We start from the raw sequence: 4,655 nt of genomic DNA, 5'->3' as shown, positions 1-4,655 counted from the left end.
CAACGTGGCCGATAGTACCAACGTTAACGTGCGGTTTTGAACGTTCAAATTTTTCTTTAGACATTTAAATTGTCCCTCTAAGACACGGAATCGGTGGTTACACCACATCAACCAAGCAGTAATTAAACTAGCGATTAGCTATGCTTGTTAAGATTTTTAATCAGGAAGGCAAGAACATTGGGGAGTGGTGCTGATAGGCAGATTCGAACTGCCGACCTCACCCTTACCAAGGGTGCGCTCTACCAACTGAGCTATATCAGCACATCTGGAGCGGGCAGCGGGAATCGAACCCGCATCATCAGCTTGGAAGGCTGAGGTAATAGCCATTATACGATGCCCGCAGAACTCGGCTACCTGACTTAAAATCAGCTTTGTATTCTACTCAAGTGTTCACGATTTGAAAACACTTAAGTAAGGAATTAATGGTGGTGGGAGAAGGATTCGAACCTTCGAAGTCTGTGACGGCAGATTTACAGTCTGCTCCCTTTGGCCGCTTGGGTATCCCACCAAATCTAAATTTTAAATGGTGCCGGCACCAAGAGTCGAACTCGGGACCTACTGATTACAAGTCAGTTGCTCTACCAACTGAGCTATGCCGGCTAAGTGGTGCGCATTCTAGGAGGACTTTCGTCATGATGCAACAAAAAAATTGCGATATTTGTTCTTTTGCTTAGATTTTGTTCATTTTTGTATGTATTGTTGATTTTTTAGGAAAAAAACGACCAAAATGACAGCAAAAAAATCAAAGAAAATCCAACGCAATATTCTCTCTACAATCCTAGATTTATCACTAAACAGTAAAATTCACCTAAAAGAATTATTTTTACGCTTTTATTCTACGCTTATTTTTATTTTTTATGACTATTTTTTGTACTTTTTTTACAAATTTATTCAGTTCGCGTCAAAAAAAGCAGAAAAAAAGTAAAAAATCTCTACGCCTCTGCCACATCACTCGTTATGATGCTGTTTATTTTTTATCGGATACGGGTGTTTTAAACAGCCTGTCCAACCTGCGAATACTAGGCAGATGTTGGCTTATGAATAACAAAGAACGCTTTACAACCCCTTATTTAGAATTTGATAGAAAGCAGTGGGCTACGTTAAGGAATTCGGTCCCCTTAACATTAACAGAAACAGAAATTGCCGACCTTAAAGGCATTAATGAAGAAATCTCAATTGATGATGTCATTGAAATTTATCTTCCATTATCAAGGTTGTTAAATTTCTATATCAGTTCAAATTTACGTCGTCAGGCTGTCTTAGAACAGTTTTTAGGCACAAATAACGCCAAAATTCCTTATATCATTGGTATAGCGGGTAGCGTAGCGGTGGGTAAAAGTACGACTGCCCGTTTACTTCAAGCTTTGCTAACTCGTTGGCCTGAACATCGGAAAGTGGATTTGATTACCACTGATGGTTTTTTATTACCTAATGCGGAATTAAAAAAACGCGGAATAATGAAGAAAAAAGGGTTTCCTGAATCCTATGATATGCATAGTCTTGTCTCTTTTGTCTCTGATATTAAATCGGGCAAAAAGCAAGTGACTGCACCTGTCTATTCTCATTTAGTGTATGACATTATTCCAGACAAAAAACAGGTCATTGAGCAACCCGATATTTTGATCCTTGAAGGACTCAATGTATTACAGAGTAATCAAGACTACCCTCATGATCCACATAATGTTTTTGTATCAGATTATGTCGACTTTTCCATTTATGTTGATGCAGATGAAGCATTATTGAAACATTGGTATATCAGCCGATTTTTAAAATTCCGTGAAGGGGCATTTACCGATCCCGAATCCTATTTCAATAATTATTCCAAACTGAGTCGCGAAGAATCTATTGAGATCGCGTCTTCCATTTGGCAAGAAATTAATGGCTTAAACCTAAAGCAAAATATTTTACCAACCCGTGAAAGAGCCAGTTTGATTATGACTAAGGGTGATAACCATTCGGTTAAAAGCGTTAGATTACGTAAATAAATCTTACCTATTTAGAGAATAGATAAATTATCAATTCTCACCCTATAAATAGGCGGATTAAATTTAAATATGCTCTCTTTACCTATTTTAGAGAGCATATTTTAATATGAAAATTGTAGCAAAATAAACCAATTATGGTGCACTTCGTAGCGATATCTCACCACCAATATAGGGTACTATTTTATTGTTTTGTTCTAAAAGTAACGCCCCTTGCTCATTAATACCTTTAGCGATACCAAAGATCTCTTTGTCACCAATAATTAATTTAACACGCCTATCAATAAAATTATCTAAACTTTTCCAACGTTCAATAAAAGCAGATAACCCCTGTTTTTCAAATTGTACAAATGCTTTTCTTAGCGCATTAGTGATTTCACAAGCCAACTGATTCCTATCTATTTTTATCCCTACCTGCTCTAAATTAATCCATTGTTGGTTTATTGCATCTTTTTGATTGTTACTCATGGCGATATTAATACCAATGCCAGTAACAATATGCGCAACATCACCTGTTTTTCCCGTTAATTCAACCAAGATCCCAGATAATTTTTTATCATTTAAGTAAAGATCGTTTGGCCATTTAACTTTGACACCATTCGCACCAAATTGCTGTAAAACTTCAGCAAGGATCACACCAACAACTAAACTTAGCCCGATTGCTGCAGCAGGCCCTTGATCCAATTTCCAATACATACTGAGATATAGATTACGACCAAAAGGAGAGATCCATTGCCGCCCTCTACGCCCACGCCCTGCAGATTGATATTCAGCAATACAAACATCACCGGAGGTTAATTCACTAATACGCTGTATCATATACTGGTTAGTTGAATCAATAACCGGTATCACACGAGCTGGTGCACCTTGAATGCCTCGATTGACACGTTCACTGTTTAACAGGTTCATCGGTGCATCTAGCTGATAACCCTGACCTGCCACTGTATGAATGTCGATACCCCAGCTACGCAATGTCTTGATATGCTTATTAATCCCTGCCCGTGTCATCCCCAAACTTTCGCCTAATTGTTCTCCTGAATGGAGCTCACCATCAGCAAGGATATTGATGAGTAATAGAGGAGTTGATGTCTCTTTCATGAAATAGCATCCACCGCGTTAATCTCGCCATGCCGTCCAATAAAACGCACTTCCGGCTCTAATTGGACTCCAAAACGTTCAAATACCTTTTGGCGAATATAACTTGCTAAATTAACAATATCGCGCCCACTTGCCTTGCCTTCTTTATTAATTAATACCAATGCCTGTTTTGTATGCACAGCAGCGCCACCGCTCTGATAACCTTTCAAACCACATTGATCAATAAGCCAGCCTGCAGCAAGTTTTACACCATTATGTTGTACATATTGAGGGCAAAATGGATATTTACTTTTTAAGCGTTGTGCAAGTTTTATATCAACAATAGGATTTTTAAAAAAACTACCCGCATTACCTGTAAGAGCAGGATCCGGCAATTTACTTGTCCTCATACCGCATACAGATTCGAATACTATCTGTGGTGTGACTGTTTCTGGTGATAATTTAGCTAAATCACCATAGGTCAAAATAGGTTCCCAATGTTTATTCAGCACTAAACCAACGGCAATAATTGCATAACCTTGCTGATAGTGATGTTTAAAAATACTGTCGCGATAGCCAAATTGGCACTCTTCATTTGTTAAACGCGTGACTTTACCAGTGCTTAACTCAACAATATCAACATAGGCGCAAACGTCTTTTAATTCTTTACCATAAGCACCAATATTTTGTATGGGAGCAGACCCAACATTACCAGGGATTAAAGCGAGATTTTCTAACCCATAAATATGCTTTTCAATTAAGCTCTTTATAAGGTTATGCCAATTTTCACCTGCCCCAACATGAATATGCCATTGTTGCTCATCTTCTGTAATTTCAATGCCAGAAATACAGTTTCTAATCACCGTACCGTTAAAATCTTCAATGAATAAAACATTACTCCCTCCGCCTAAAATAAGAATAGGCAGTTTTTGGTCTTGAGCATTTTGCCAGTACCGACAGAGTTCATCTGTATTCTTTGCCGTTTCTATATGACGAGCATTGGCTTTCAAACCAAATGTATTAAATGATTGCAATGAAATAGGTTCATTCATGAAAGTCGACCTCATTTAGCTGATAGCTTAGTTTAGCAGTCAACCTGCTGTGAGGATAGCGCGAGTGAGCTGTTGGTAGGTAATAAGAGTAAGTTAAAAAGATACCTATATTATTCTAGGTGTGATGATCATTAAGAATAAAGAAAAACAAATGCAAAAAAGCCAACCCATTGGGTTGGCTTTCTCGCCTTATTTAATGCTTAGCAGTTCCCTACTCTCACATGGGGAGACCCCACACTACCATCGGCGCTACGGCGTTTCACTTCTGAGTTCGGCATGGGATCAGGTGGGACCACCGCGCTATGGCCGCTAAGCAAATTCTGTATATAACTATCTGTTTATGTAGTTATCAATAATTTTTTATGGTGCTGATACCCAGATTCGAACTGGGGACCTCACCCTTACCAAGGGTGTGCTCTACCAACTGAGCCATATCAGCACTAGTGGCTTATTGTCACCGGCTGACACAGCCTAAATATTGATGCTTGGCAGTTCCCTACTCTCACATGGGGAGACCCCACACTACCATCGGCGCTACGGCGTT

At 38.9% G+C, this 4,655-nt stretch carries 3 protein-coding genes, 5 tRNA genes, 1 rRNA gene and 1 pseudogene; 1 reads left to right on the top strand and 9 read right to left on the bottom strand.

The genetic code is table 11. The annotated features are described in order from the left end of the window. The 5 genes and pseudogenes from AACU98_RS06510 to AACU98_RS06490 form a co-directional block, all read right to left on the bottom strand. Nucleotides 1–64 (bottom strand): annotated as a pseudogene (locus AACU98_RS06510) (GTP-binding protein); the annotation flags it as partial. 121 nt (nucleotides 65–185) lie between these two features. Continuing rightward, a tRNA-Thr gene (locus tag AACU98_RS06505) sits at nucleotides 186–261 on the bottom strand. Between the two features lie 5 nt (nucleotides 262–266). Beyond that, nucleotides 267–341, bottom strand: a tRNA-Gly gene (locus AACU98_RS06500). 82 nt (nucleotides 342–423) lie between these two features. Beyond that, nucleotides 424–508: transfer RNA gene (locus tag AACU98_RS06495), tRNA-Tyr, on the bottom strand. Between the two features lie 16 nt (nucleotides 509–524). Next, nucleotides 525–600: transfer RNA gene (locus tag AACU98_RS06490), tRNA-Thr, on the bottom strand. A gap of 437 nt (nucleotides 601–1,037) precedes the next feature. On the opposite strand from AACU98_RS06490, the gene coaA reads away from it, so the two are divergent. After that, the gene (gene coaA, locus AACU98_RS06485; RefSeq protein WP_004246971.1) at nucleotides 1,038–1,985 is read left to right on the top strand and encodes a type I pantothenate kinase; all 948 of its coding nucleotides are present in this window, start codon (nucleotides 1,038–1,040) and stop codon (nucleotides 1,983–1,985) included. 132 nt (nucleotides 1,986–2,117) lie between these two features. Here coaA and birA read toward each other — a convergent pair whose 3' ends face one another. The 4 genes from birA to AACU98_RS06465 form a co-directional block, all read right to left on the bottom strand. Then, nucleotides 2,118–3,080, bottom strand: coding sequence for a bifunctional biotin--[acetyl-CoA-carboxylase] ligase/biotin operon repressor BirA (gene birA, locus AACU98_RS06480; protein ID WP_004246972.1), 963 nt, complete (start codon nucleotides 3,078–3,080; stop codon nucleotides 2,118–2,120). Further along, nucleotides 3,077–4,111, bottom strand: coding sequence for a UDP-N-acetylmuramate dehydrogenase (gene murB, locus AACU98_RS06475; protein ID WP_004246973.1), 1,035 nt, complete (start codon nucleotides 4,109–4,111; stop codon nucleotides 3,077–3,079). The genes birA and murB overlap by 4 nt, the downstream gene beginning before the upstream one ends. Before the next feature lie 198 nt (nucleotides 4,112–4,309). Beyond that, nucleotides 4,310–4,425 (bottom strand): 5S ribosomal RNA (gene rrf / locus AACU98_RS06470). Nucleotides 4,426–4,474: 49 nt separating this feature from the next. Continuing rightward, nucleotides 4,475–4,550: transfer RNA gene (locus tag AACU98_RS06465), tRNA-Thr, on the bottom strand. Nucleotides 4,551–4,655: the final 105 nt, after the last annotated feature.

The sequence above is a fragment of the Proteus sp. G4380 genome, assembly GCF_963885725.1.
Classification (GTDB): Bacteria; Pseudomonadota; Gammaproteobacteria; order Enterobacterales; family Enterobacteriaceae; genus Proteus; species Proteus mirabilis.
Note: the sequence above shows the minus strand (reverse complement) of the source record. Positions and strands in the feature narration are given on the sequence as shown.